At 71.1% G+C, this 23,934-nt stretch carries 18 protein-coding genes and 1 pseudogene; 12 read left to right on the top strand and 7 right to left on the bottom strand.

Annotation, left to right across the window (positions count from 1 at the left end):
• Nucleotides 1–67: 67 nt before the first annotated feature.
• The gene (locus E6R60_RS15160) at nucleotides 68–520 is read right to left on the bottom strand and encodes a hypothetical protein (protein ID WP_136327061.1); all 453 of its coding nucleotides are present in this window, start codon (nucleotides 518–520) and stop codon (nucleotides 68–70) included.
• A gap of 1,168 nt (nucleotides 521–1,688) precedes the next feature.
• Between E6R60_RS15160 and E6R60_RS15155 the strand changes: the two genes are divergently transcribed.
• Both E6R60_RS15155 and E6R60_RS15150 read left to right on the top strand, forming a co-directional pair.
• Nucleotides 1,689–1,880 carry a hypothetical protein gene (locus tag E6R60_RS15155; protein WP_136327060.1) on the top strand — a complete coding sequence of 64 codons (192 nt, stop codon included), beginning with the start codon at nucleotides 1,689–1,691 and terminating at the stop codon, nucleotides 1,878–1,880.
• A 552-nt stretch (nucleotides 1,881–2,432) separates the two neighbouring features.
• Nucleotides 2,433–3,233 (top strand): GNAT family N-acetyltransferase, encoded by an 801-nt coding sequence (locus tag E6R60_RS15150; RefSeq protein ID WP_136327059.1) that lies wholly within the window; start codon nucleotides 2,433–2,435, stop codon nucleotides 3,231–3,233.
• Nucleotides 3,234–3,591: 358 nt separating this feature from the next.
• Here the strand turns inward: E6R60_RS15150 and E6R60_RS15145 are convergent, their stop codons facing one another.
• Together E6R60_RS15145 and E6R60_RS15140 are read right to left on the bottom strand one after the other, a co-directional pair.
• The gene (locus tag E6R60_RS15145) at nucleotides 3,592–4,245 is read right to left on the bottom strand and encodes a cytochrome b/b6 domain-containing protein (RefSeq protein ID WP_136327058.1); all 654 of its coding nucleotides are present in this window, start codon (nucleotides 4,243–4,245) and stop codon (nucleotides 3,592–3,594) included.
• Nucleotides 4,232–4,954 carry a molybdopterin-dependent oxidoreductase gene (locus E6R60_RS15140; RefSeq protein ID WP_206309414.1) on the bottom strand — a complete coding sequence of 241 codons (723 nt, stop codon included), beginning with the start codon at nucleotides 4,952–4,954 and terminating at the stop codon, nucleotides 4,232–4,234. Before E6R60_RS15140 ends, E6R60_RS15145 begins: the two co-directional genes overlap by 14 nt.
• A gap of 585 nt (nucleotides 4,955–5,539) precedes the next feature.
• Here E6R60_RS15140 and abc-f point away from each other — a divergent pair.
• The 3 genes from abc-f to E6R60_RS15125 all read left to right on the top strand — a co-directional run bounded on the left by abc-f (nucleotide 5,540) and on the right by E6R60_RS15125 (nucleotide 9,598).
• Nucleotides 5,540–7,174: a ribosomal protection-like ABC-F family protein gene (gene abc-f, locus E6R60_RS15135; protein ID WP_136327057.1), complete on the top strand. Its 1,635-nt coding sequence runs from the start codon at nucleotides 5,540–5,542 to the stop codon at nucleotides 7,172–7,174.
• Between the two features lie 79 nt (nucleotides 7,175–7,253).
• Nucleotides 7,254–8,930: an ABC-F family ATP-binding cassette domain-containing protein gene (locus tag E6R60_RS15130; protein WP_136327056.1), complete on the top strand. Its 1,677-nt coding sequence runs from the start codon at nucleotides 7,254–7,256 to the stop codon at nucleotides 8,928–8,930.
• Between the two features lie 104 nt (nucleotides 8,931–9,034).
• On the top strand, nucleotides 9,035–9,598 hold the full coding sequence (locus E6R60_RS15125) for a CGNR zinc finger domain-containing protein (RefSeq protein WP_136327055.1): 564 nt from the start codon (nucleotides 9,035–9,037) through the stop codon (nucleotides 9,596–9,598).
• Between the two features lie 45 nt (nucleotides 9,599–9,643).
• Here the strand turns inward: E6R60_RS15125 and E6R60_RS15120 are convergent, their stop codons facing one another.
• Together E6R60_RS15120 and E6R60_RS15115 are read right to left on the bottom strand one after the other, a co-directional pair.
• Nucleotides 9,644–10,048 carry an SsgA family sporulation/cell division regulator gene (locus E6R60_RS15120; RefSeq protein ID WP_136327054.1) on the bottom strand — a complete coding sequence of 135 codons (405 nt, stop codon included), beginning with the start codon at nucleotides 10,046–10,048 and terminating at the stop codon, nucleotides 9,644–9,646.
• 148 nt (nucleotides 10,049–10,196) lie between these two features.
• Nucleotides 10,197–10,736 (bottom strand): DUF308 domain-containing protein, encoded by a 540-nt coding sequence (locus E6R60_RS15115; RefSeq protein ID WP_240802565.1) that lies wholly within the window; start codon nucleotides 10,734–10,736, stop codon nucleotides 10,197–10,199.
• A 608-nt stretch (nucleotides 10,737–11,344) separates the two neighbouring features.
• Here E6R60_RS15115 and E6R60_RS15110 point away from each other — a divergent pair.
• Nucleotides 11,345–11,662, top strand: coding sequence for a hypothetical protein (locus E6R60_RS15110; protein ID WP_136327053.1), 318 nt, complete (start codon nucleotides 11,345–11,347; stop codon nucleotides 11,660–11,662).
• 193 nt (nucleotides 11,663–11,855) lie between these two features.
• Complete coding sequence (locus E6R60_RS15105; protein ID WP_136327052.1) at nucleotides 11,856–13,409, top strand: alpha/beta hydrolase; 1,554 nt, start codon at nucleotides 11,856–11,858, stop codon at nucleotides 13,407–13,409.
• A 154-nt stretch (nucleotides 13,410–13,563) separates the two neighbouring features.
• Here the strand turns inward: E6R60_RS15105 and E6R60_RS15100 are convergent, their stop codons facing one another.
• Entirely contained in the window at nucleotides 13,564–14,292 is a 729-nt protein-coding gene (locus E6R60_RS15100; RefSeq protein WP_136327051.1) for a DUF4253 domain-containing protein, read from the bottom strand.
• Between the two features lie 41 nt (nucleotides 14,293–14,333).
• On the opposite strand from E6R60_RS15100, the pseudogene E6R60_RS37950 reads away from it, so the two are divergent.
• Nucleotides 14,334–14,720, top strand: a pseudogene (locus E6R60_RS37950) (transposase); the annotation flags it as partial.
• A gap of 54 nt (nucleotides 14,721–14,774) precedes the next feature.
• Here the strand turns inward: E6R60_RS37950 and E6R60_RS15090 are convergent.
• Complete coding sequence (locus tag E6R60_RS15090) at nucleotides 14,775–15,752, bottom strand: DUF5937 family protein (RefSeq protein ID WP_136327127.1); 978 nt, start codon at nucleotides 15,750–15,752, stop codon at nucleotides 14,775–14,777.
• An 85-nt stretch (nucleotides 15,753–15,837) separates the two neighbouring features.
• On the opposite strand from E6R60_RS15090, the gene E6R60_RS15085 reads away from it, so the two are divergent.
• The 4 genes from E6R60_RS15085 (at nucleotide 15,838) to E6R60_RS15065 (ending at nucleotide 23,839) form a co-directional block, all read left to right on the top strand.
• Nucleotides 15,838–16,761: an aldo/keto reductase gene (locus tag E6R60_RS15085; RefSeq protein ID WP_136327050.1), complete on the top strand. Its 924-nt coding sequence runs from the start codon at nucleotides 15,838–15,840 to the stop codon at nucleotides 16,759–16,761.
• 395 nt (nucleotides 16,762–17,156) lie between these two features.
• A complete protein-coding gene (locus tag E6R60_RS15075) occupies nucleotides 17,157–18,083 on the top strand; it encodes an alpha/beta hydrolase (RefSeq protein ID WP_136327049.1) in 927 nt (308 codons plus the stop codon).
• 496 nt (nucleotides 18,084–18,579) lie between these two features.
• Nucleotides 18,580–20,820 carry a tetratricopeptide repeat protein gene (locus E6R60_RS15070; protein ID WP_136327048.1) on the top strand — a complete coding sequence of 747 codons (2,241 nt, stop codon included), beginning with the start codon at nucleotides 18,580–18,582 and terminating at the stop codon, nucleotides 20,818–20,820.
• 229 nt (nucleotides 20,821–21,049) lie between these two features.
• The gene (locus tag E6R60_RS15065; protein ID WP_136327047.1) at nucleotides 21,050–23,839 is read left to right on the top strand and encodes a LuxR family transcriptional regulator; all 2,790 of its coding nucleotides are present in this window, start codon (nucleotides 21,050–21,052) and stop codon (nucleotides 23,837–23,839) included.
• The last annotated feature ends 95 nt before the right edge of the window (nucleotides 23,840–23,934 follow it).

Here is a 23,934-nt window from a genome sequence, read left to right as displayed (position 1 = left end):
GTGGCGACTTCCAGGGCGGCGCCGGACTGCCGGTGGGAGCGGAGGCCGAGTCCCGATGAACCCGGGTCTATGAATGCGGGAGGACGAAGTTGAAGCCCTGCGCGCTGTGGGAGCCACCGCTCGGACAGACACCGTCGGTCGGATACCCCCAGTAATACATCGCGAAGCACTTCTGGCAGAAACGCCAGTTGTTCTGCGCGGTCGAACTCGCGGGCACATCGTGCGGGAGAACGAAGTTGAAGCCCTGCGCGCTGTGGGAACCACCGGCCGAACAGACACCGTCCGTCGGATACCCCCAGTAATACATCGCGAAGCACTTCTGGCAGAAACGCCAGTTGTTCTGGGTCGCCTGCGCCCCGGCGGGCTTGGCGGCGGCTGGGGCTGCGAACGTACCAGCGGCAACCGTCACTCCGACCAGGCTGACCGTCACGCCGAGCGTTCTGCCCAGAAAATCGCGTCTACCCGGTAACTCGATTTCATCCTGCTGAAGCGAATCTCCAGATTTCCCCGACAACCCCATTTGCGGTCCTCCCTGATTCATCAGCGACGCACCGGCCCCTGATATGAAATGTGAGCCATACCTGCTGGACGCTGAACGAGATGGTCTCGTTCAGGGCTTCGCAAGTCAAGGGGCGGCGCCCGGCCGGAGGTCGAAAAATGCGGGGTCGAGGATTCCGCATCGTGAGCCTCCAGTTGTCAGGTGCAGCAGGCGCATCAGGGCTATCAGGGAATTACGTACTCCGAGCCCCTTCCCCAGTCGTATTCCTTGCGCCGCAGAAGAGATGATCCGGGATCACCAGCCGGCCGAGTCCATTTGCGTGCTCCTTGCCGAGGACCTGGGCCTCATGTGCGACGCGATCCGGCCCGCGTCGTGGCCTGTGAGGCTCGCGCCGAGCCCAATGCGGTAGAGCAAGTACCAGTCACCCCGGTGGCACCGGGCAGGATCAGCCGACGGTCGTGCCGCAGCGTAGGCAACCACCATCGTGCTGGGGGCGGGGACATGGAGTTCGGGACGTGCACCCACGCCCTGCACGCGGAAACCGGCCCCACACGAAGCCAAACGCCGAGGCTAAGGGCTGCCCCGCCATTCCTGGTGGGTCAGCGCGCGGCGTCAGATGTGGTGCATCGCAAGGCGGAGAGGCATCCGCGTACTGGGCATATTCGGGCATTTCAACAACACGGCTGGGCTCCGTAGCTACCGTCGCGCGCCCGCCAGGAATTGCGGGACGGCCCTCAGCCGCCGTGCGGGGATATACCGGCGACTCGTCCGCAGGCGGCCGTGCTCCGTCAGGCCACGATCACTGCTCGCCAGCGGCTACTCGCCCCGCTCCAGCGCCCCCCTCCGCCTGGCCGGTCGCCTGGGCCGTCGAGCGCGGCATCGAGGCGCTCGCACTGACCGACCGGGACACGGCGTGAGGTAAAGGCCGGCGATCGCCGTGGTCACCGCGGCGGTGCACAGGGAAACCCGGCCGCGCCCGGCCGCATCGAGCAGGCCGTCCCTCGACGCGCATCGCCCTGCCCGGCCCCGGACCTTCGCGAGAGTGACGAGGCGAAGACCCCCGGCTTCGGAAGGCGCCGGATACCCCTTTCCGTCACCGACTTGACCGGTGACGGAAAGGGGTGCATTCTTGTTTCACCCAAGCGCTGAGGCGCACATCCTCAGCTGAAACGAGCGGGGATCCACTGTGATGAACGAACAGAAGACGGACAGCGCCGCGGCGGCACGGCAGGCACGCTTCGGGAAGCTTCCCGCGCGCATCCGGTACGAGGACATGGTCGAGGACCAGGCGGCCGGCCCCAGTGGTGGAGCGGACAACCGCTACAACCCCGAAGGCTCGTGGAACCACTTCAACTGTCTGGCCTTCGACCTGGGCCTCTGAAGGCGGTCACGCCCCCGCGATGATGCACGCCCCCGGCGTGCCTGAGCGTCCGCGCGCGCTCCCCGTCCGATCCGGTCCGGCCCCCTCAGCGCACCCGACGGCCTCGCACCGGACACCGCAGCCCGCTTCACGCGCGAATACCCCGGCCCGAGACGCCCTGTCGCCACCGCGCCGGCCCTCCGCGGCCGCCGTCATCCCGGACGGGGACGGGGTGACGGCGCTGGCGGACGACCGCCCTGACCGGGGCAGCCCGACGCCCGTCCTGACCAGGGGCGGCTGTCCTTCGCTCCGCTGTTGCCGCACACCAGCAGGTTCCCTCAACCGGTCAACGAGCCACCGCGCCCGAAAGGTTCACGTCGCACCGCGAATTCCGCGGCGGATCCCGAAACCTGCGAGCGAACCCCTCCTGAGGAACGCCACCCTCTGACGAAACCGGCCACCTCCGAACAGGTGACGGCACAGGCCCTGGATCCGGATCTATGATCCCCGCATCCAGGGCCGCCGCTCTGCGCGGCCGACTCTTCGCACGCCCCCACTAGTTCAGGAGTTGCCGTGCCGGATCTCGCGGAATCGATCGAATCGATGGAGCAGCTCGCCGTGGTCTGGCGTGCCATGGTGCTGGACCGGGATGCCGGTGCGGACGTACGGGACCTCCCGGGCCTGGCCGTTCGCTGGGCCGACTGCCGGTTCGCGTTCTGGAACTGCGTCACGCTGACCGATGTCGGCGCAGATACGGAGCTGGTCGAGCAACGTGTGAGCCAGGCGGCCGGCATCATGCGATCGAAGAAACACCCGGGCTTCCTCTGGGTCTTCGAGGACCTCCTCGAAGAGGGTGCGCTTGCCGGGCTGGCGGCCATGGCCGAACGGGCCGGCCTCGAACACGCGTTTCCCGGAATCGGCATGGCCGGGGACCTGCTCCCCGTCCCCGACCCGGCCCATCCGGACCTCACGTTCGTACGCGTGAGGACCGACGAGCACCTGCGCGCGTTCGCGGACATCAACTCGCGCGCGTACGGATTCCCCCTGGAGGACGGTCGCGACGGGCTCATCGGCTCCTCCCTGTGGAAGGACCGGGTGCACGCCTACCTGGGTGTGCGGGACGGCGTTCCGGTGACGTGTGCCGCGACCGTGGAGGCCGAGGGCCGGCTCTTCGTCGTGCTCGTCGCCACGGATCCGGACCTCGAACGCCGGGGCTACGGCGAGGCGGTGACGCGCAAGGCGCTGCACGAGGGAGCACGGGCCACGGGTCTGACCCGCGCCACCCTGCACGCGACCGCCGCCGGTGCGCCCGTGTACCCGCGCATCGGCTTCAGGCCGAACTCGCCGATGCGCTTCTACGGACTGAAGGAATGACGCGGGGACGGCCCGTCCCTCCGCCGCCACGAGGACAGGGGCCGTCGCCACGGCTCGACGGCCCGGAGGCCTGCCCTGCCGAGCAGGTGAGCCCGCCAGGGCAGGATCGCCAGGGCTCCGACCGGGAACTCTGCCGTGCCGGTCAGGTTGCGCCGGCGAGAGACCTCGGGGCCCTCCTGCGGAAACTGACACGCCACGGGCACGGGCGAGACCTTTTGCGAGTGGGGGGCACCACTCCCCGCGTCCCGGCAGGGGCGCCGGCCGCACACATCAGCCGGTGGACGGTCGCTCGCCGTGGACAGGAACACCCCCGGAAACCGCAGCCGTGAACCGGACGTCAGGTACCTCAGTCGGCCGGTCACCCCTCGTCCACATCCCCGGCCTCGCTCCTCGCACGCTCTTCACGCAGCCAGTGGACGTGGTGCAGTGCCGCCCATGACCGGCTGACGTACCCGGTGCGCATGCCGAGCCTCGCCTCCGGGTCCTCGTACGCCTTGCGCAGGTGGCCGACGAGGACGAGGGCGACGGCCCAGGCGAGGCAGTCGTGGACGAAGATCGCGCTGGTACGCGAAAGGGAGGGGAGCAGTCCCATGAACCACATGAGCAGGCCGGTGAACATCATCACCAGGACCGCACCGGCGATCCACCCCGCGTAGAGCTTCTGGCCGGCATTGAACTTGCCCGCCGGGCGCTCCCGTGGGGAGGCCAGCCGCTTGCGGACCGCACGCAGCCATCGCTTGTCGTAGGGAGCGAGCCGGTTCAGTCTGCGCAGGTCCGCGCGGAACGCCGGGGAGAACAGCCCCAGCAGGAGCGGCAACGGCAGCAGGATGCCCGACCACTCGTGGACCGTGACCATCAGATGGCGCCGGCCGACGAGTTGGGCGAGCGGCCCGAGGTAGAGGCAGGCGGCCGTGACCAGACACAGCAGCATCAGCCACCCGGTGGCCCGGTGGACCATGCGTTCGGCGGTGCTGAACCGGCGTACCCGGCCCGCCGTCTCAGGCAGCCGCACTGTTCCTGTCCTCCCCGTCGAGCCAGCCGTCGACCGCGTACCCGCGCTCCTCCCAGTAGCCGGGGACGACGGTCTCGGTGACCGAGATGCCGGACAGCCACTTGGCCGACTTGTAGAAGTACATCGGGGCCACATAGAGGCGGACCGGCCCGCCGTGCTCGTGTGTGATCGGCTTGTCCTGCATGTTCAGCGCCACCAGGACGTCCGACCGGCGGGCCTGCTCCATGGTGAGACTCTCGCTGTAGGCGCCGTCGAAACAGGTGAACCGGACCGCCGCACCACCCGATCGCACCCCTGCGGCGTCAAGGAGGTCGGCCAGCTTCACGCCCTCGAACGGGGTCTTCTCCACCCGCCACCCGTCGGTGCACAGGACGTCGTGGACGACCCGGGTCTGGGGCAGCGCGCTCAGGTCGGCGAGTGTGAAGGATGTCGGCCGGTCGACCAGGCCGCCGATCTTCAGTTGGTAGTTCGTCTCGTCCTTGTGCGGTACCGACCCGACGATGCTGTAGTACCGGAAACCGCCCGGGTTGGGCAGCAGGCCGGTGAGTCCGGTCGAGTCGACCTGCGAGGCGGCGCCGAGGAACCCCTCCCAGCCGCGCTGCAGATAGGGCGCGGCGGCGAGCCCGGCGGCCCCCGCCCCGAGCATCCCCAGCAGCGCGCGACGGCCCACGGGTGCGCCGTCGGCCTTCCGCTTCGGCTGTTCTGCCATGTTCAGCACTCCTTAGGGGCGGCGCGGTCCCGGTGCTCCGTGCGCTGGGTCGTCGCGTCCGTGTCGCGGAACCGGTCGACCGGCGTCACGGGCCCTCGACCGGTCACAGGAGACACGTGTGAGTTCTTGGCCGCTGACCCGCTCGAACTACGTCACCGGTTTAAGTGGTGACGATACTGGCATGCCCTTCTTTCCACTGTCAAGAAAGCGAGAAGGGAGCCCATGACCGAGTTCCGCCACCCACCGCCCGACGGCTCACACGTATGCTCCACGCATCCCGAGGGGCACCCGCGCAGGTGCCGCGCACCCGGCACGAGAACACGTACCCCGCCGCACCCGCAGTCGGGCCGCCGCAGGGACATTCCTCACGCTGCTAAAGTGGGATCGGTATCGACCGCGCACAGAGCGCAGCGAGGGAGTGGCAGACATGGCGGGTGACGACGACATCTCCGGGTGATACCCGGATGTGATCGGCCACCGACGGGCGCGCACGAGCGCCGCCGTCCTGGCCCGCGTCGTCGTGCCCTTTTCCCTGTCTGCCCTGGGCAGAACCCTGTCTGCCCTCATTCCGTCCGAGGTCGCCTTATGTCCGACGCTTCCCTCACCTGCTCCCACCTGTCCTTCGCCTGGCCGGACGACACCCCTGTCTTCCACGACCTGTCCTTCAGCATGGGCAGCGGCCGCACCGGACTCGTCGCCCCCAACGGCTCGGGCAAGAGCACGCTGCTCAGACTCATCGCCGGCGAACTGCGGCCCGGCACCGGGTCGGTGTCCGTGACCGGCACGCTGGGCTATCTCCCGCAGAGCCTCCCGTTGTCGAGCGGCCTCACCGTCGCCGAGGTACTCGGGATCGCCGAGGTGATCAGAGCTCTGGACGCCGTGGAGTCCGGGGACGTGAGCGAGGAACACTTCACGGTCATCGGCGACGACTGGGACATCGAGGAGCGCACCCGCGCCCAGCTCGACCGCCTCGGTCTGACCGGCCTCACTCTCGAACGGAGCCTGACGACGCTCAGCGGCGGTCAGGTCATCTCGCTAGGCCTGGCGGCGCAGTTGCTGAAGCGGCCGGACGTGCTGCTCCTCGACGAACCCACCAACAATCTGGACCTCGAGGCGCGCCACAAGCTCTACGACGTCCTCGAAGACTTCAACGGCTGCCTGCTGCTCGTCAGCCACGACCGGGCCCTGCTCGACCGCATGGAGCGGATCGCCGAACTCGGCAGCGACGAACTGCGCTTGTACGGAGGCAACTTCACCGAGTACGAGGAGGCCGTGCAGGCCGAGCAGGAAGTCGCCGAGAAGAACATCCGCAACGCCGAGCAGGAGCTGAAGCGGGAGAAGCGAGAGCTGCAACAGGCCCGCGAACGCGCCGAGCGCCGCGCGAGCAACGCCGCACGCAACCTCAAGAACGCCGGTCTGCCGCGCATCTTCGCCGGCACCATGAAACGCGGCGCCCAGGAGTCCGCGGGCCGGGCGGGCCAGATGCACGCGTCCCGGGTCAGCGAGGCGAAGGCCCGGCTCGACGAGGCGGGACGTTCCCTGCGCGACGAGCAGCGCATCACCCTGGAGCTGCCCGGCACCCATGTGCCCGCCGGGCGCGACCTCTTCCTCGGCGAGGGGATGCGGGTCCGCCTGGGCGACCGGGCGGTCTTCGCCGACCAGGGCGTCGAACTGTCCATCCGGGGCCCCGAGCGCATCGCTCTGACCGGACCCAACGGAGCCGGAAAGACCACGCTGCTGCGCCTGCTCACCGGAGACCTCGACCTGGAAGACGGGCAGATCAAGCGGGCCGAAGGGCGCATCGCCTACCTCTCGCAGCGGCTGGACCTCCTGGACGTGGAGAGGACCGTCGCCGAGAACTTCACCGCGTTCGCGCCGGACCGCCCCGAGGCCGAGCGGATGAACCTGCTCGCCCGCTTCCTCTTCCGGGGCGCGCGGGCCCATCTCCCCGTCCGGGTCCTCTCGGGTGGCGAGCGGCTGCGCGCCACCCTGGCCTGCATCCTGTGCGCCGAACCGGCACCGCAGCTGCTGCTCCTCGACGAGCCGACGAACAACCTCGACCTGGTGAGCGCGGGTCAGCTGGAGAGCGCGCTGAACTCCTACCAGGGCGCGTTCGTGGTGGTCAGCCATGACGAGCGGTTCCTCACCGAGATCGGTGTGAACCGGTGGCTGAGACTGGCCGACGGCACGCTCAGGGAGACGGCGGCTCCCGGGGCGTGAGCCACCGGTGTGCCGACGTACCCCGCGTCCGAGGCTTCGCGCCCGGCAGACCACACCCCAAGACGTTGGAGGGATTCCTGTGCCCCAGCCCGCTCTGATCGCCTACGACCTCGTCCGCAGCCTGGGCGGCCGCCGAGTGCTCGACGGCGTCTCACTGACCGCGTCCCCCGGTCACCGCATCGGCCTGATCGGGGAGAACGGTGTCGGCAAGTCCACCCTCCTACGCCTGCTCGCAGGGTCGGACGAACCCGACGCGGGGAGCGTCGCACGCCCCTCCGACCTGGGCTTCCTTCAGCAGGAGACTCCGTTCGACACGTCCTCGACCATCGCCACGGTGCTCGACGAGGCTCTGCGGGAGGCACGCGATGTCCTCACGGACCTCGAGCGGCTCACCGGGGAACTCGCCCGCACCGCGGACGATGACCCCGGTCACGCGGCGCTGCTCGACGCCTACGGCCGACGGCTGGAGGAGGCCCAGGACCTGGCGGCGTGGGACGCGGACCGGCGCGCGGCCGTCGTGCTGGAGGGTCTCGGCCTCGGGGCGTTCGGACACGACCGGACCCTCGGTTCGCTCTCCGGCGGGCAGCGTGGACGTCTGGCCCTTGCCGCGCTGCTGGTCCGGCGGCCGTCGGCACTGCTGATGGACGAACCGACCAACCACCTCGACGACGCTGCCGCCGCCTTCGTGGAGCAGCAGGTACGTGACCTGCCCGGAGCCGTCGTGGTGGCAAGTCACGACAGGGCGTTCCTCGACGCCGTCTGCACGGATCTCGTCGACCTCGATCCCGCCGTGGACGGTCCGGTCCGCTACGGCGGCAATTACAGCGCCTACCTCGCCGAGAAGCATGCGGAGCGGGAGCGCTGGGAGCGGCGCTATGCCGAGGAACAGGAGGAGTGGGAAGCGCTGCGACACTCGGCCGGTGTGACCGCTCATCGTCTGGCTCCGGACCGGGAGCGGCGGGACAACGAGAAGATGGGGTACGGCCACCGGGCCGGACGCGTGCAGAGCCAGATCTCGCGCCGGGTGCGCAACGCCACCCGCAGGCTGGAGGAACTGGAGCGGAGCCGGGTGGGTGAGCCGCCGCGGCCGCTGCGCTTCGCAGGACCCGTGCTCTCGGCCTCCTCCGCGGAGGGCAAGGACGATCCCCTGGTGACCCTCCACGACGTGCGGGTTCCCGGCAGGCTCGCACTGGACGGCCTGGAGGTCTCGGCGACCGACCGCCTGCTGGTCACGGGCGGCAACGGAGCCGGCAAGTCGACCCTGCTGGCCGTGCTCGCCGGAAGCCTCGCGGCCGAGGGTGAGACGCGCAGGCGGAGCGGTCTGACGGTGGGGCTGCTCACACAGGACACCGCTTTCGACCGGCCGGACCGCACGGTCCGGGAGACGTACGAGCAGACGCTGGGCGCCGAACGGGCCGAGGCGATCACGCTGAGCTCTCTGGGCCTGATGCACGAGGCCGACCTGAACAAACCAGTCGGGCACCTCTCCGTCGGACAGCGTCGGCGACTGGCTCTCGCCCTCCTGGTGGCGCACCCCCCGCACCTGCTGCTGCTCGACGAGCCGACGAACCACCTGTCCCCGCGTCTCTGCGACGAACTGGAGGACGCCATGGGTGCCGGTCCCGGCGCGATCGTGGTCGCGAGCCATGACCGCTGGCTGCGGAAACGCTGGCAGGGCCGCACGCTCCGGCTCGAGGCGGGGCGGACGCATCAGGCCGCGGCCGGCTCCGCCGTCCGGCCCGTCGGCGGGTGCTGACGAAGCGGCGGCGTACGGGGAGGAGGGCGGGCCGTCACGGGCGTGGGCGCCCGGGCCCGTGACGGTTCTTGCCGCACCCCACAGTCACCTGTCAAGATGGTGACGTGAACCTCAATCATGTCTTCGTCTGCGGCAACCCCGCCCTCGACTTCGCGGCGACGCTCCGGGCCCGCCGCTCGACGCGCTTCGAGATGTTCGTGACACCGGACCGGCTGAACGCCTGGTACCTGGAGTCCGGCGTCGTCGACACGATCGTCCCCGGCGAGGAGGATGACGTCGAGCAGGCCAAGGCGGTACGGGAGGCCATCTACCGGTTGGTCACGGCGCGTCGCCTCGGGGAGCGGTTCGACGAGAAGTCGCTCGGGACGCTGAACGAGGCGGCACGCAGGCCGCCCGCGACGCCGCAGCTCACGCCGTCCGGACGGCGGACCGAGGCGACGCCCGAGCAGGCCCTCTCCACCGTCGCCCGGTACGCCGTCGAACTGCTCAGTGGACCGGATGTGCCCCTGATGAAGGAATGCGGCAATCCCGAGTGCACGCGCGTCTACATCGACAGGTCCCGCGGCATGCGCCGGCAGTGGTGCGGAATGGACTCCTGCGGCAACAAGATCAAGGCAGCCGCGTACCGCGCCCGTAAGAAGACCGCACCCCACGCGGCCGCTCACTGAGTGCACCCGGGCGTAGTCCGAGGGATCCGCTCCATCGGTGCGCCGTCACTCCGCCAGCTGAACCAGCTCGTCCCAGTCGACCCCGTCCAGTTCGGTGCCGCGGGGCACCATGGCGTAGGTCCTGGCGAGCCACTGGCCGACGGGCCGGGCGGGGATCTCGAAGAGTGCCGTACGGGCACCTCCCACCCGTGCGCAGAACGTGGCCGGCTCGCCCTCGCCGTCCAGGAGCGGCCAGAGCACCACCTCGCCCTCCCCCACCCGGGCCGTCAGGCCGTCCGCCAGCAGCTGCCGGCAGAAGATCCACCGCACCGACCGCTCGCTGTCGGCTCCGAGGACCAGCGTGACGGCGAGCGGGTCGCTCGTGTCATAGGTGAACTCGCAGTCCAGGTCCAGGGCGAGCTCGTGTGTCACCCAGTGGGTGATCTCCAGGGAGAGGTGGCACTTCTTCATGGTTGCCTCCTGGGCACTCGGGCGCCGGTCAGCCGGCATGGATCGCGGGTGGTTGGGTGCGGCCGCGGCGTGCGACGTCAGCCGACGGCGCGCTGGGTGCGGGAATGCCGCCGGGCGGCGGCGATCGCCTCGAACGCGCCGGTGATCATCAGTACGGAGCCTCCGACACCGGCCACCGTCCGGAGGACTCGAAAGGGAAGGCGGTCATGAACAGACCTGCCGAGACGATCACCGCGTTCAGCAGGTCGTCGTAGACGAAGACATGGCTCACCGAGTCCGACGTCACGGAGATCGCCATGGTGAGTCCCCGCAGCAGCCATCCGCAGCCGGTCCACACCCCGAGCACGAACACCGTGTGGGCCCCGTCGTGGCAGAGGGCAGCACCGAGCGCCACGGCGGCGAGACCGCCCGCGGACAGCAGCCGGCGCACTGCCTTCGACGCCTCGGACCGGTACACGGTGAGCAGCTGCAGCACTCCCTGAACCGTCAGATGCACTCCGAGGAGCGCTCCGACGGCGGCTACCGTCAGGGCCGGGGTGACGACCAGCACGCAGCCGATGACCGCCGAGAGCAGTGAGCCGGCCAGCATGGTCCCCCGAGTGAGGGAGCCTCCCCAGTCGGCGGCACGGGCGCGAGGACCCCCATGGGGGTTCCGGACCTCTTCCCAGGCGGTTTCCAGCTGCGTCATGTCCCGTTTCCGTTCGTCAGCCACATGTGTGCGGTGCACCCAGTCGTCCTCGTAGGTCCGGGCACGCAGTCGTCCTCGTACGTCGGTGAAGTCGTCGGCCGCCGGGACCGCCCGGTGTTCCGGCGATGCCCGCGGACGCGGCGCCCTCCTCCTCCCACGCGGTCCTCCGGTCGCGCCCGGTGGTGGGCCGCGTTCGTCGAGCGCGACCGGCTTGAGGAGCGGGATGACATCCGTAGGCATCCCGGCCCGTGGGGGTCGGGGAAGCGGTCGAGCCGCCTGCTCCCTGCGTCCAAGTCTCCGGCGGGGCCGAGGCCTGATCTGTCATGCGTTCCCTCTCCCTCCCCGGGGGCGACCCCACACGTATGTAGGGTCCACCCCACGTCCCGGCGGGCACCTGGTGTCCGGCGTGCGCAGTGTCCTCGCGGGGCCGGACGGTCCGTCAAGGGCCTCCGGGCGTGCGGGCCGACGGGCTGGAGAGGGAGACACAGAGGCAGGTACGCGACCAGAGGGCGACCCGCCGGGAAGTCCAATTCGGCGACTCCATGGACCCGGCGATGGAGATGCGCCGGGCGGCGCCCGTGCCGCGCGTCCCCGGACGGGGGCCTCAGGTGCGCGCAGTAGCGCTGCACTTCCCGTCGGCTCCGCCGCGGATCGACGGCTGTGACGGTACGGACGACGTCACCGAGGGTGCCGGCGGCCCGGTCGAGCAGATCGTGCGGGTCTGGAACGGACCGGCCGCAACTGCGGTCGGAATGCTGCAGCACCGGCTGACCGCCGGCGAACCGCCCGTACCCGGGAGCACCGGCGGACTGCGGATACCGCTGGGCCTGGACCAGGAAACGCTCTCACCGGCCGGTCACCACTTCAACCGCACCCACAGGTGGTCGCCGTCAGGGACACCGAGAGCGGCAAGAGCAACCTGCTGAAGCTGGTGACCTCAGCGGTCACCTCCGCCCATCGCTGACGCCCTGACCGGAGTCCCGCCGAGGACGCCCCCTCCGATTCACCTCCGCGGGGAGCCGTCTCAGGCGGCTTGTACCCTGCACTCATTCGACGATCACGGGTACGGGCGGGCGCTCACAGGGCGGACGCCCCACGGGCGGGAGCGCGGAGATTTCCATGAGTGACGCACATCCGATACGAAGCCGGAGGCCGGGCCTCCCAGTCGGTGCGCGCATCGTCGCCGTGGCCCTCCTCGCCGTGATCGGGGGCGTCGGCGCCTGGCTCCAACGTGACGCTCCCGGCCGGAATGCGGAGCCGCGTACGGAGCTCACCGCGAGCAACCCGCCCGCCGGTCTGCCCCCCGCCCTCACCACCGGACAGCACCTCCACTGGTCCCGCTGCACCTCGACGCCCACCGCTCGCACGGGATACGACTGCGCCGTCATGAAGGCCCCCCTCGACTACCGGAAACCAGAGGGCAGGACGATCGACGTCGCCCTGATCCGCCGCAAGGCCACCGGCCCGAACGCCCGGCGCATCGGCTCGCTCGTCCTCAACTTCGGCGGTCCCGGCGCGTCCGGTGTGAGCGGCCTGCCCGAGCACCTCAACCAGTACAAGCCACTCCTGGACCGCTACGACCTGGTCTCCTTCGACCCGCGCGGCGTGGGCGCGACCATCCCCGTCCGCTGCGGAAAGACCGCGGACGACACCGGCTACGAAGGGGCCGAGGCCTGCGCCGAGCACTCCGGGGCGATCCTCCCGTACATCGGCACCTCGCACACCGCGCGCGACCTCGACCTGATGCGCTACCTCCTCGGCGACGAGCGGCTGCACTACTTCGGCGTCTCGTACGGAACGGCCCTCGGCGCGGTCTACGCCCACCAGTACCCCTCGCACGTCGGGCGGCTCGTCCTAGAAGCTTCCGTCGATCCGACCGAGGACCTCGACGAGGCGCAGGTGTCGCAGGTCAAGGCGGTCCAGGGGGCGTTCGACCGGTTCGCCGCGCACTGCGCGGCGCGTATCCGCCACTGCCCGACCGGCGACGGGCCCCAGGAGGCCGCGCGACGCATGGCACGCCTGGCCGACCGCCTCGAGAAGAAGCCCGCCCCGGCCGGCGGCGGAAGGAAACTCGACGCCGACGACCTCGCGTACGCCGTCAGCGACCACCTCGACCTCGGCACAGACGGCTGGTCACCGCTCGCGGAGGCCCTCACCGCGCTGATCGACCGCAACGACGGCCGACCGCTGAGCAAGGGCGCGGACGGTACCGGCTCCGCCGACCGCGCGGCGACGCCGAGCGACAACAGCGTCGCCGCCCGGACCGCGATCACCTGCGCGGACTCCAGCCTGCGGCCCGGCTTCGAACGCCTCGGCAGGGACGAGGCCCGCGTCGAAGCCGCGTCACCCGTCTTCGGGGCGGCCTGGTCCACCGGTGTCTACCTCTGTTACGACTGGCCGTTCGACGGCGAGCGCCTGACGCCCCAGGTGGACGCCGCCGGCGCGGCCCCCGTCCTGGTGGTCGGCGGCACCGGCGACCCGATCACCCCCTACCCCGGTGCCCGCCACATGGCCCACGCCCTGGGCGACGGTGTCGGCGTGCTCCTGACGGCCGAGGAGGAGGGACACGGGACATACCCGCAGAACCCCTGCGTCACGGAGACGGTCGACCGCTACCTCCGCACGGGCGTCGCCCCGGCCCCGGGGAAGGTGTGCCGGGGCAGCATGTCCTGAGGCCCGGACGCATCCGGCGAACGGCTGGGAGCACACCGGTTCGCTCGCTGGGACCTGGACGTGCGCCGCCACACCGCCTTGAGCACTGCCTCGCCTTCGTCAAGCATCGCCGCCACCCTCATCTGCCACCGCCGCCTCGTTGAGGAGAGCACTCTCAATCCCACCAAAACCGCCACTCGCGACGCTGCATGAGCTCTTCGTGGCAGGTGGACCAGTCCAGGTCGGGGTCCTCATAGAAGACGTCCGGGCAGGCGAGGTAATGCTCCGCGGTGAGGACACGAGCCTGGTGGACGTCCGTCGGCGGAGCGGCAACCGAGAGATACAGGCTTCCTTGTCCCAGGCCCACGACCCGGGCACCAAACCGTTGCTCCCAGGAGCGCAGCACGGCCGACAGTTCCTGCGCTGTCAGGTGATTCGTCATGCCCAGCCAGTTGAGGGCAGCGGGTGCGTCTGCGCCCCGCGCGACCTGGACAAGTGCGAGACACCGGGCCCGGCCCTCGCGGACGACAGCAGCCGCCACTTCCCCTGCGCACACGTCAGCGTCCGTCACCCCCGCGGAAGGCGTCGCGAGACCGGGCCACTCCTCGAAAGGCGGCCACGAGTCGTCCATCCACTTGCTCCGGAAGTACGAGCCGGCATCGGCGTCAGTCCCGTAGCCACCGCCCACAGGTTCGAATGCGTCGTCGGGGTACTCAAGCAACAGCGGGTACAGGCCGGTCGCACAACGTCGCGCGTACAGCCGCTTCCACCACTCAGCCGCGTCTGTGACCGGCCCGCCACTCATCCATACCACCGGATGCGGATCATGACACGGCCCTACCAGCCTGCCAGGTGGCAAGTCGTCCAGCAGGCGTCTGAGATCTTCACTCAAAGGCTCGGGCATGACGGAAACCTACGCGGCCCCTCTGACAGCCATCAGAAACAATGTCGCAGTGGCTCCGGCCGGACGCCCCGACCAGTGCGGACCGCTTGTTCTGTCATGTCTCCGGCCGTAGCGGACGGTCGCCCGACCAGTTCGTGCCCGGCCGGCCCTACTCGTCCGTTGCCCGGCTGGAGTCGGGCCGGCCCTCGTGATGCCGGATCCTGGACGCGCTGAGGCCGGGGCCGGCCGATGATGTCGCCGAGGACACCGTGGCCCAGGTCCGCCGCATGGTCGAGGACCTCATCCACAGGGGCCGTTGGCAAGCAGATGACCGCGGCCTACTGAACGTCTTCGACGCCGGCTACGACGCTCCGCACATGGCCCGTCAGCTGGAAATACTGCCGGTGGAGATCCTCTCGCGGTTGCACACGGAGCGCGTGATGCGCAAAGAAGAAGCTTGGTGGTCGGCTTCCTAAGCCCTTCGGGGGCGGACGTCCGGGCGTTCAGGAGGAGGCGGCTTCCAGGAGGGCTTCGGCGGCGGCGGTGCGGGCGTAGAGGACGGAACGGCCAGCGCGGTGGGCGCTGACCAGGCCCGCATTGCGTAGCGCGGTGAGGGACTGGGATACCCCGGCCGGGGAGAGTCCCGTGCGGCGGGCGAGCTCGGTGGTGGAGGCCGGCGTCTCCAGTTCGGTCAGCAGGAGGGTTCGTGAGCGGCCGAGGACGGGGGCGAGAGTGCCGGTTGTGGTGGCAGACCGTGTTTCCCACAGCGTGCCGACGCCACGCGCTGGATAGGCGAGTTGTGGAGGGTCCGGCGGTCGCACCCGGGTGCGCAGGCCGGGACCGGTGAACGCGGACGGGATGAGCAGCAGGCCCGCGCCGGCGGACTGGCGGGGCATGTTTCGTTTCCGGCGGACCAGGGTGAGCGTGTTGTCGTCCCAGCTCACCGACGTGTGCAGGTCGTTGAAGAGGTGGCCCGCGCCGTGCTCGGCGACGGTGCGGGCCCGGTGGAAGACGTCGGCGTCCAGTACGGCCCTGATCCGTGCCCAGTACGGGGCGAGCGCCAACTCCCAGTAGTTTTCGATCTCTTGTGTGAGCTTGGCCAGCCGGGAGGACGGGTCGGCGTGGAGGCTCGACAGCCGTGGGCCGAGGTGCCCCTGGTGGCGGGCGAGGTGTTCGAGGTCCTGGCGTACCCGGTCGACGGGCGAGGCCAGGATCGCGTCCCACTCCGCCGCCGGTGCGGGGGCGGGCCGGCCGGGGGCTGGATTGAGGAAGTCGGGCACGTAGCCGGAGGATCCGATCAGCTCGGCAAGCCATCCCCGGTCCAGGCCCGCGGCCACCATGCGCGGCCGCACTTGCTCCACCCAGGGCCGGTGCACCGGGTGCACGCCGGTCGACGTCAGCAGCCGGAAACTGGGCGCGACCTCCCACATCGGCGAAACGGCGAACCGCACTTGCGCGAGATCGTTCGCCGAGAACGCCAGCTCCGCCACGCCAACCGCCCCTCAACGGATTCAGACATACCTTAAACAATGGCCCGCCAGGCTACCGTGCGCCGATCATCCCGCCATGACTTCACAGACCATCCCCGCGACGGCATCGGGCACCTGGACGCTCGGCGACCGCACCGTCAACCGGATCGGCTTCGGCACGATGCGCCTGCCCCAGCACGGCGAGGCGTTCGCGCCCGACGCCGTCCCGCGCGACCGCGACCAGGCGATCACGGTGCTGCGCCGGGCCATCGAGCTCGGCGTGAACCACATCGACACCGCCGCGTTCTACTTCTCGGCGCTGCGCTGCGCCAACGAGCTGATCAACCGCGCCCTGGCGCCCTACCCGGACGACCTCGTCATCGCCACCAAGGTCGGCCCCGGCCGCGATCCCTCCGGCGCCTGGCTGCCGCACGCCGGCCCCGAGCAGTTGCGCGGCCAGGTCGAGGAGAACCTTCGCCGGCTCGGCCGCGACCACCTCGACGTGGTCAACCTGCGCATCGTCGGTGCCGATTCCATCGCCGACCGCTTCGGCGCACTCGCCGAACTGCGCGATGCCGGACTCGTCCGGCACCTGGGCCTGTCCAACATCCGCCCCCACCATCTCGCCGAGGCCCAAGCCATCGCACCGGTGGTCTGCGTCCAGAACATGTACGGCATCGGCGCCTCCCCCGAGCAAGAGGAGCTCCTGCGCCTGTGTGGTGAACAACGCCTCGCGTTCGTGCCGTTCTACTCGATCGCCGGCAGCGGCCGCACGGCCGGCGCGTCCACCGACGACAGCAGCACAGTCCACGCCATCGCCCGCGACCATGGGGTCAGCACCGCCCAGGTCCGGCTGGCGTGGACACTGCACCGCGGCCCGCACGTCCTGGCGATTCCCGGCACCGGCGACCTCGGCCACCTCATCCAGAACGTGGCGGCCGGCGCTCTGCGCCTCTCCGAGGAGGAGCTGACCGTCCTGGGCTCCCTTCGCCCCGGTGAGGGCGTGGCCCACGGCTCCTGATCTGCCCACCGGGCCTGACCAACAAGCAGATCGCCGAGCGGCTGTTCATCTCGCACCACACCGTCGGCGCCCACCTGTACCAGATCTGCCCGAAGCTCGGCATCGCCTCCCAGGTGGCGCTGAGGGACGCCCTGCGTGAGCAGGCCTCGGCTGCCGGCCCCGCGCCACGCCCGGCGGAACCACGAGCCTCCCGCTGCCTGCCTCCGCACGACCGGCCCACGGGCGTCCCACCGCCTCGAGGGTGGGCATGTTCCTTCCCAGGCAGAAACGTGTCTCTTCCGCGGGTACGAGGAGTGCCGCAGTGTGGACATGTGCCCGGCACCGACGGTGTGCGGACAAGGGCCGGCCGCCCCGTGCGGCAGCATCCACGCGACAGAGATCCAGGGAGATTCCCCATGGCCAGGACCAGCGTCACCTTCGACAGTGCGGGCATCGAGATCGCCGCCCACCTCTACACCCCGGACGCCTCCGCGCCGGGCCCGCGTCCGGCGCTCGTGGTCGGCCACCCCGGCACCGGCGTCAAGGAGCAGACGTCCGGAACGTACGCACAGTTGATGGCGGAGCGCGGTTTCGTCACCCTCGCCTTCGACGCCGCCCACCAGGGCGAGTCGGGGGGCCTGCCACGCGGTCTGGAGGACCCGGCCCAGCGCGTGGAGGACTTCAAGGCGGCCGTCTCCTACCTCACCACCCGCGCCGAGGTGGACGCCGACCGGATCGGTCTCCTGGGCATCTGCGCCTCCGGCGGCTACTCCCTGTCGGCCACCGGCGGCGACCACCGCGTCAAGGCCGTCGCCACCGTCGCCGGAGTCGACGTCGCCCGTCAGTTCCGCCTCGGCGCCGACGGCACCCAGGACCCCGCCGTGTTCCAGGCCCTCCTCGACGCGGCGGCCCGGGCCCGCACCACGGCAGCCCGAGGCGAGGACCCCGGGGTCATGACCATGTTCCCCGAGACCGCCGAACAGGCCGGCGCCCTCGGCGGAGAGCACGGCGTCGAGGGCTTCGACTACTACTGCACACCGCGCGGTGAGCACGAACGCTCCGCGAAGTTCCTCGCCTGGCAGAGCATCGACAAGCTGGCCTTCTTCGACGCCTTCCACGCCGTGCCCCTGATCGGCCCCCGCCCGCTCCTCCAGATCGTCGGAAGCCGGGCCGTCACCTCGTGGATGGCCGTCGAGGTCCATCAGCGCGCCACCGGGCCCAAGGAGCTCCACTGGATCGACGGCGCGAGCCACGTCGACCTGTACGACAGGAAGCAGTACATCGACCCTGCCGTCGACAAGCTCGCCGCCTTCTACACCACCCACCTCGCCGGAACCCGCTGATCCGCCGCCGTCGGGGCCCCCGCCGCTCGCTGCCCGAGGCGTGCGGGGCCCGGTGGGTCATGCGGCGGAAAGATCTCACGCGCGATCGGCGGGTGGTGCCGTTCGGTGGGACACGACGTTCCCGCCGCGTCCCCCCTGCTGACGTGGTCAGGTGACAACGGTCTGCGGTGTGGCCGAGCCGGGGCGGCGACATCGGGATGGAGAGGGGCCCCTCCGGCTCCGATCCCCGCCCGACGCACTCGCACGGAAGGGCCAGGGGGCGAGGGAGAAAGCTCCAGGGTCCGCCTTCCGCGCGTCACGTCCTTCCCGTGCGAACGCGGCGCCGGAGCGCTCCCGCACGTCCTCCACGAGAAGCGGCCGATGGCCCGAAGGGCCCTTTGACCAGGAGACCTAGTTTGCTTTAACGCCCATTCCACAACTGGTAGATTTCCGCTGTTCGCACGTGGCGGCACTGGTCGGGAACAGAGCTCCCGGGGCTCGTCCCTCGGGGGTGGAGATGGAAAGGATCACGTTCGGCGGCCTGTTGCGTGAGGCGCGGCTGCGTGCGCTGCTGACGCTGGAGAGCCTCGCCGAGGCCTCAGGGGTCAGTGTCCGGGCGATCAGTGACATGGAGCGCGGGCACAGCCTGCCGCGACCGGCGACGCTGAGCGTGCTGATGGACGCCCTGGACCTGGACGACGGCGAACGGGAGCGGCTCGTCGCGGAGTCCACCCGCCGCACGCGGCGGGTCCCGCGGCAACTGCCGCCCGACCTTCCGGCGTTCCGAGGCCGGGACGACGCGCTGGCGACCGTCCAGCTGCTGACCTCGCAGGTCGCCGAGGGCGGGCGCCATGTCGTCATCTCCGCGATCGGCGGCATGGCGGGCGTCGGCAAGACGGCTCTCGCCGTGCGATGGGCACACCAGGTGGCGCACCTCTTCCCGGACGGGCAGCTGTACGTGAACCTGCGCGGTTTCGAGGAGTCCGGGCAGCCGCTCGATCCCGGTGAGGCTCTGGGCGGGTTTCTCGACGCGCTGGGCGTGCCCAGTGGCAGGGTTCCGAGCGGCGCCGAGGAACGGGGCGCACTGTTCCGGGAGCAGGTGGCGTCCCGCCGGATGATCGTGGTCCTCGACAACGCACGCGACGCGCAGCAGGTCAGACCCCTGCTGCCGGCCTCCGCAGGCTGTCTGACGATCATCACTTCGCGCAGTCAGCTGTCCGGTCTGGCCGTGACCGAGGGCGCCGGTCTGCTCAGTCTGGACGTGTGGACCCCCGAGGAGGCGCTCGACGCGCTGGCCACGCGGATAGGCGCAGAACGCTGCCGCACGGAGCCGGAGGCGGCCGCTGAACTGGTGGAGCTGTGCGGCTTCCTGCCGTTGGCCGTCGCGATCGTCGGTGCGCAGCTGAGCGTGGCCCCGCAGCTCCCTCTGAGCGTCGGGGTGCGGGAGCTGCGCGAGTCCCGGCCCCGACTGGACGCTTTGTCCGCAGGCGACCGGCGGGGCGATGTCCGCGCCGTCTTCTCGTGGTCCTACCGGGCCCTGACACCCGAGACCGCCCGGTTCTTCCGGCATCTGTCGTTGGGCCCCGGGCCGTCGGTGTCGGCCGAGGCCGCCGCCTCGCTCGCGGGGACCGCCCTGGCGGCTGCCAGGCGGTATCTGCGGGAGCTGACGTCGGCGAATCTGGTCTCGCGTGACGCGGAGGGCCGTTATGTGCTGCACGACCTGGTCCGGGCCTACGGCGTGGAACTCGTCAAGGAGGAGAAGGACGACCGCCTGCCGGCCGAGACGCGGCTGCTGGAGTACCTGCGTCACAACGCCTCCGCGATCACGCGCGTCCTCGACCGGCGCCCCGGATTCGAAGTCCCGGCTCCCCTGCCCGAGGGCGTGACGGGTGTCGTGGCCGACACCCGGGAGGAGGCGCTGCGGTGGTTCCGCCAGGAGGAGGCGACCGTCGCGGCGGCCCTGCGTTCCATGAACGACCCGCGGCTGCTGCCCCACGTCATGGTGCTCACTCTCGACTGGGTGAGTTACTACTCGGTCATGGGCCGCTGGGCAGACGAGATCTCGGCCAAACGGATCGGTCTGCGGGCGGCCCTGGTGCTGGACGATCCGACCGCCATCGTGAGGAACTCCGCGAGCCTGGCCCGCGCGCTCGCCGAGACGGGCCGGCTCGACCAGGCGGAGGAGCAGGTCGGGCTGATGCTCGGCCAGATGCACCGGCTGCCCCCTGCCGAACAGGCGGTCGCCGAACGCAGTGCCGGCTGGGTACGAGGGCGGCAGGGACGCCACTCCGAGGCCCTGGACCACGCCAGGCGGGCCCTCGCTCTCTTCCGTACGCTCGGCGACCGTGGCAGCGAGGCCCGTGAACTCAACGCCGTCGGCTGGTACCTGACCCTGATCGGAGACCACCGGCAGGCCATCGCCATGTGCGAGGAAGCACTTCCCATGCTGCGCGAGTCCGGCAACCGCCGCAGCGAGGCGGCCACCTGGGACAGCATCGGCTTCGCCAGGCAACGCCTGGGCGATCTCGACGCCGCGATCGCGGACTACGAGAGGTCGCTGCGGTTGTACGAAGAGGTCCTCGACACCTACAACCAGGCCGACGTACTGGATCACATCGCGTCGGCCCATCTGGCGCGCGGAGACGACGCTCAGGCGCGCGAGAGCTGGGCCCGTGCCGCCCGGCTCCTGAGCGCGATCGGCAACCCTCGTGCCGACGAGATGCAGGCCAGGGCCGAGGCGCCCCGTGAGGTCCACTGAGGCGTGACGCGCCGCCGCGCCACCCGGCCGCCGCCCGCCGCGCCTGAGGCCTTCGACCTCCGTGACCACGCCGCCTCACGGAGGTTTGCGGCGTTTCATCCCCCGTGCGGGGGCAAGCTGCATGCGAACTGCCTGGTTCCGCCGGCCCCGTTCCACTGGGATGGAGGCAGACAGAAGAGAGCGCTCCCCCGCGTCCGACGGGATCGTTCGCCGTGGGACAGGGGCACCGATGGACACGCAGACCAGCCTCCCCCCTCCCGCCACCGAAGGGGCGGCACCGCACACCCGGTCACTCGTCGCCCCGCTTCCCGAGACCCCGCCGGGCAGCCCGGCTCTGATCGGCCGCGACCCCGAACTGCGGGCACTCCAGGACTTCCTGCGCGAGGCGGCGGCCCGCGGGGCGGCCCGGGTGGTGCGCGGCCACGCCGGTTCGGGCAAGTCGGCCCTGCTGGAGGCCACGGTCCGGTCGGCCACCGGCGCCGGGATGCGAGTGCTGCGCTGCGCGGGCACCCGGGGCGGCGCCCCGACCCGCCTCTCGGGTCTGCTCCAGATCCTCTGGCCGGCCCTGAGAAACCCGGGCCGGAGCATGGCCCCCGGCCGGCTGGAAGCCCTGGAGATGCTGCTCGTCGACGACGCCCCCGCCCCGGGCGGCCTCTCACGGCTGTCCTTCGCCGTTCTCGGCCTCCTGGAGTCGGTCAGTGCCGTACGCCCTCTGCTGATGACCGTCGACGACTGGGACGCGCTGGACGAACCCAGCCGGGACGTGCTCTCGTTCGTCGCCCGCCGGACCGAAGGCCATCCGATGGGCCTGCTGATGACCTCGCGTCCGCACCGGACGCACGAGGCCGCCCTCACCGGCCTCCCGGAGACACTGCTCGGCCCCCTCACCGCGGCCCGGTCCACCGAACTGCTGGCGGCGAGCAGGCCCGGACTGGACGCACAGGCCGTCCGTGAGGTGCTGGCCACTTCGGCGGGCAACCCCCTGGCGCTCCTGGAGCTGCCGGCCCGGGCCGAGGACTCCGCGCCCCACGCACCCGCCTCGACCGACCGGCTGGCCTCCGCCCTGGCACCGGGCGCCGCGCACCTTCCCCGGGGAACCCGGGATCTGCTTCTGGCAGCGGCGCTCCACCCGGCAGGAGACCTTCCCCTGCTCCTGTCCGCCGCGTCGCGGATCGGGGGCGTGGAAGTGGGCTTCGCCGCCTTGGAACCCGCCGAGCGCGAAGGCCTCGTCGAGTCCGACGGCATGCGGCTGGTCTTCAGCCATCCCGCGACACCGGGTGCGGTGGTCCACGCCGTGAGCCGGCCACGCCTCCGCGCCGCGCACACCGCCCTGGCGGCCGTCCTGGAGCGTGACTCGGTACGGATGCTGTGGCACCTGTCCCAGTCGGTGGAGAGCCACCACCCGGAGCTGGCCTGTCGTCTGGAAGAGGCGCACGATCGCGTGCTCGGACAGTTCGAGGCGCCGATGGCCGTCCTGCTCCTGCGGCGAGCCGCCGAATTGCACCCGGTCCCCCGGGACCGGGGCCGGTGCGCGCTGCGGGCAGCCCAGCTCGCCCACGCCCTCGGCCAGGACCGCGTGGCAAGCACGATGGCGCGCCAGGCGCTGCGCCACCCCCTCGGCCCGCTGGGCACACTGTGCGCGAAGGCGGTGGCCCGTACCGGAGAGCCTGGCGGGCTGCCGCCGGCCGACCCCGGGGCCTGGCCCGCCCCGGCCGGCCCCGCCGAACAGGAGGACGCCCTGGAACTGGCCCGGATCATGGCGCCCTCCCTCGCGCACGGCGAACGGGCCGGGGCACTGCTCGACTTCCTCGACACCATGCCGGACAGGGCAGGCGATCCCCGGCTGCTGCACGCCATGGCCACGGCCGACCCGGTCGGCCGCGCCGCGACGGTCCTCGCGGGCGTGTCCGCCGGCCGGCAGTTCACCGACGTACCGGCCCGCGACCTCGAACGGCTGGGTGAGGCGGCCCTGCTGGCAGGTGACCCGCTGCGGGCGCTCGACGTCTACCGGCTCGCCGAGCGCCGCCACCACTTCCACGAGCTGCCGGACCGGCTTCCCCGAGTGCTCGTCGGCCAGGGACTGGCCCACCTGGCCATGGGTGACCGGGGCCAGGGCGACCACGCGCTGCGCCGGTGCGCGGTCCTGGCCGAGGAGCACGGCCAGGACCACCACGCGGCCGCCGCCCGCCTGTTGGTGGATCTCGTACAAGCGCTGCGCAGCGGCGTCACGGCCCGTCGGGGCAGCGAACGCGACGTCGAGGCCGCCCGGCGCTCGGTGCGCTCGATCGACGCGGTTCTCGCCGTCGGCACGGCCTGCGCCCGGATCGAGGGCGGCGACTTCGGGACCGGCCTCGCCAGTCTCTCGGGCCTCCTCGCCGACCCCGGCACCCGTGCGGTCGCCCTCTTCGCGCTGGTGCCCCTCGCGGAAGCCGCAGCCGCGGAGGACGTCTCCGCCGAGGTGCTGACGACGCTCGACCGACTGGAGAGCGAACTGGGCGCGGAGTGCGCCCCCGTGCTCGCCGTCCGCATCGCGGTGGCACGGGCGGTCCTCGCCGACGACCGGGACGCGGAGAACCTGTTCGCGAAGGCCTTCGCCATGGACCTGTCCCGCTTGCCCTTCCTGGAGGCGCCGCTGCGTCTGGCTCAGGGGCGGTGGATGCGACGCGGCCGACGGTACGCCGACTCCCGCGCCGTCCTGCGGCAGGCGGCGGCCACCTTCACACTGATGGGTGCCGAGGCGCGGGCCGCGCGGATCACCGCGGAACTGCGGGCATCCGGGGAGCGGCCGGAGAACGGCACCGCGGACACGCCCGGTCCCGCCGCCGTCCACAGCCTGCTCACGGCCCAGGAGCTGCGGATTGCCGAACTCGCCGGCCGTGGGCTGTCGAACCGTGAGATCGGCGAACAGCTCGGCCTCTCACCGCGGACCATCGGAGCCTACCTCTATCGCATCTTCCCCCGGCTGGGTGTGACGGCTCGGGCGCAGCTCGCCCAGGTGCTGACGACGTCACCGGCCTGACGTCACCGGAAGATCGCGGCCGGACGGGCCGACGGGGCACCGAACGGCCGACGTACGAGAAGACGCGGCTGGGCCGTGGGAAATCGGAGACCCCC

The organism is Streptomyces sp. A0642 (genome assembly GCF_004795105.1).
Taxonomy (GTDB): Bacteria; Actinomycetota; Actinomycetes; order Streptomycetales; family Streptomycetaceae; genus Streptomyces.
Note: the sequence above shows the minus strand (reverse complement) of the source record. Positions and strands in the feature narration are given on the sequence as shown.

Excerpts from the sequence above, each read along its gene's own strand:
- E6R60_RS15160 (WP_136327061.1), bottom strand. The coding sequence starts at position 520 with ATGGGGTTGTCGGGGAAATCTGGAGATTCGCTTCAGCAGGATGAAATC.
- E6R60_RS15155 (WP_136327060.1), top strand. The coding sequence starts at position 1,689 with ATGAACGAACAGAAGACGGACAGCGCCGCGGCGGCACGGCAGGCACGC.
- abc-f (WP_136327057.1), top strand. The coding sequence starts at position 5,540 with ATGTCCGACGCTTCCCTCACCTGCTCCCACCTGTCCTTCGCCTGGCCG.
- E6R60_RS15075 (WP_136327049.1), top strand. The coding sequence starts at position 17,157 with ATGGCCAGGACCAGCGTCACCTTCGACAGTGCGGGCATCGAGATCGCC.
- E6R60_RS15085 (WP_136327050.1), top strand. The coding sequence starts at position 15,838 with ATGACTTCACAGACCATCCCCGCGACGGCATCGGGCACCTGGACGCTC.
- E6R60_RS15140 (WP_206309414.1), bottom strand. The coding sequence starts at position 4,954 with ATGGCAGAACAGCCGAAGCGGAAGGCCGACGGCGCACCCGTGGGCCGT.
- E6R60_RS15115 (WP_240802565.1), bottom strand. The coding sequence starts at position 10,736 with ATGACGCAGCTGGAAACCGCCTGGGAAGAGGTCCGGAACCCCCATGGG.
- E6R60_RS15120 (WP_136327054.1), bottom strand. The coding sequence starts at position 10,048 with ATGAAGAAGTGCCACCTCTCCCTGGAGATCACCCACTGGGTGACACAC.
- E6R60_RS15100 (WP_136327051.1), bottom strand. The coding sequence starts at position 14,292 with ATGCCCGAGCCTTTGAGTGAAGATCTCAGACGCCTGCTGGACGACTTG.
- E6R60_RS15065 (WP_136327047.1), top strand. The coding sequence starts at position 21,050 with ATGGACACGCAGACCAGCCTCCCCCCTCCCGCCACCGAAGGGGCGGCA.
- E6R60_RS15070 (WP_136327048.1), top strand. The coding sequence starts at position 18,580 with ATGGAAAGGATCACGTTCGGCGGCCTGTTGCGTGAGGCGCGGCTGCGT.
- E6R60_RS15105 (WP_136327052.1), top strand. The coding sequence starts at position 11,856 with ATGAGTGACGCACATCCGATACGAAGCCGGAGGCCGGGCCTCCCAGTC.